The sequence below is a fragment of the Actinoallomurus acaciae genome (assembly GCF_042429965.1).
Taxonomy (GTDB): Bacteria; Actinomycetota; Actinomycetes; order Streptosporangiales; family Streptosporangiaceae; genus Actinoallomurus; species Actinoallomurus acaciae.
Map to the genome: position 1 here is coordinate 5,484 of NZ_JBHLZP010000526.1, position 1,826 is coordinate 7,309.

Annotated in this window: 2 pseudogenes; both read left to right on the plus strand. The window is 74.8% G+C overall.

Annotation, left to right across the window (positions count from 1 at the left end):
• Nucleotides 1–850: pseudogene (locus ACFFNX_RS40810) on the plus strand (hypothetical protein); the annotation flags it as partial.
• A gap of 732 nt (nt 851–1,582) precedes the next feature.
• Nucleotides 1,583–1,826, plus strand: a pseudogene (locus ACFFNX_RS40815) (serine/threonine protein kinase); the annotation flags it as partial.

Genomic DNA, 1,826 nt, shown 5'->3' on the forward strand with positions numbered 1-1,826 from the left:
ACCCGCGACCGACGCCCCCCTCTGGGACCAGGCACCAACCGACGCGCCACCACCAGCCCCGCACTGGGACCGCCGCAGGCCCGCCGACTCCTGGGACCCTGCGCCGAACGAAACCGCCTGGGACCGCCCCCGACCCCAGACACCGCCACCCGGCCACGACGAACGGCCACCCGCGGAACCCTCCTGGGACCGGCCCGAGACGCCGTCATGGGACCGGCTGTCCCCCGCGGAGAGCTCCTGGGACGGGCTCCCCCCGGCGGAGCGCTCGTGGGACCGCTCGCCCGCCGGATCGACGCCGTCCGCCGAGTCGTGGAACCAGCCTCCGGCCGACTCCTCCTCGCCCGCGGAGTCCTGGGATCGGCCGCCCGCCGACTCCTCGTCCACCGGGTCCTGGGACCGTCCGCCCGCCGAGACCTCGTCGCCCACCGGTTTCTCGGACCGGCCGCCCGGCGAGCCGGAGGCGCAGGACACTCCACCGGCGCCCGAGCCTCCGCCGCCCGCCACCCCGTTCGAGCCGTTCGAGCCGCCGCCCCGCGACCCGGCCGAGACCAACGGCCACCGCACGTCCGCGTACCAGGACTCCCGCGTCGCGGACGCCGCGGAGCCCGACCCGCTGAGCGACGACTCCCCGTTCGACTCCTCCTCCGACGTCGGCACTCCGCTCGCCGACGAGAGCTGGGAGAGCATCCGGCGCGGCTTCGACCGGCTCAAGGACATGACCAACTGGGAGTCCGTCGGCAAGAGCGACCTGGACGACATCGGCGGCGAACCCGCGCAGGACGCCTTCGACGAGACGGCGGCCCTCCCCGCCGTCGACCCGGACGAAGACGACAAGCGCCCATCTTCTTGACCCCATCGTCGCCTCGGCCCTACCGAGGCGACGGGGCGTCCGCGCGAAATGGCGAGGGCCGGTGCGCGTTCTGGCGGCCCGCCGATCCCCCGCGTCGCTACGGTCACGGCGAGTTCCCGTCGAAGAGAAGCCGAGCCGATCCACAGTGCCTGTACCGCGACCCGCGGCCGCCCGGTCCCCGGGCGGCGTGACGCGGGTTCCTCCCGCCGCGGTGTCACCCGTCACCGCCCGCTCCCCGGCTGCCAGTGCTGATCACCGGCGCCTTCCCGCTCGCGGCGCCGGTGTACGGCGTGCCCCCGCCGCCCCTGTCCTCCGACGACGGCCGCGACGAGACGTGCGCCGGCGAGGCGGTCGACTTCGACATGATCTGGAGCCCCCAGATCGAGAGCCCGCAGCGAACGCCCGCACGGAACGCACCTCGGCCTACGCCGACCGGACCACACCGGCGCCCACCGGACAGATCCGCCCACGCAAAATCGAGGCCGCAGCGAACGCCTCCCCAGAACACACCTCCACCTGCACCAACCGGACCACACCGATGCCCACCGGACAGATCCGCCCGCACACCGACGCCACCGAATACGCGCGCCGACCTGGCCCTCCTGAACCGGCGGCTGGCGGCCTGCCGGGGCCGCCGCCCCGGCCCGAACGGGCTGCACTCCGCGCTGCCGACCTTCGGCAAGGAGCTGTTCGCCGTCTCCACCCTGCCCTCGCTCACAGACGGAGCCACCGATGGAACCACTGCGCCAAGCCGATCCCCGTAACGTCGGGGGCCACCAGGTGATCGCCCGGCTGGGCGAAGGCGGCATGGGTCAGGTCTTCCTCGGCACGTCGCCGGGCGGCCGGCCGGTCGCCATCAAGGTCGTCCGGCCGGCGCTGGCCGCCGAGGCCGGATTCCGCGAGCGGTTCCGCCGGGAGGTCGAGGCGGCGCGCGCGGTCAGCGGCGCGTTCATCGCGCCGGTCATCGAGGCCGACC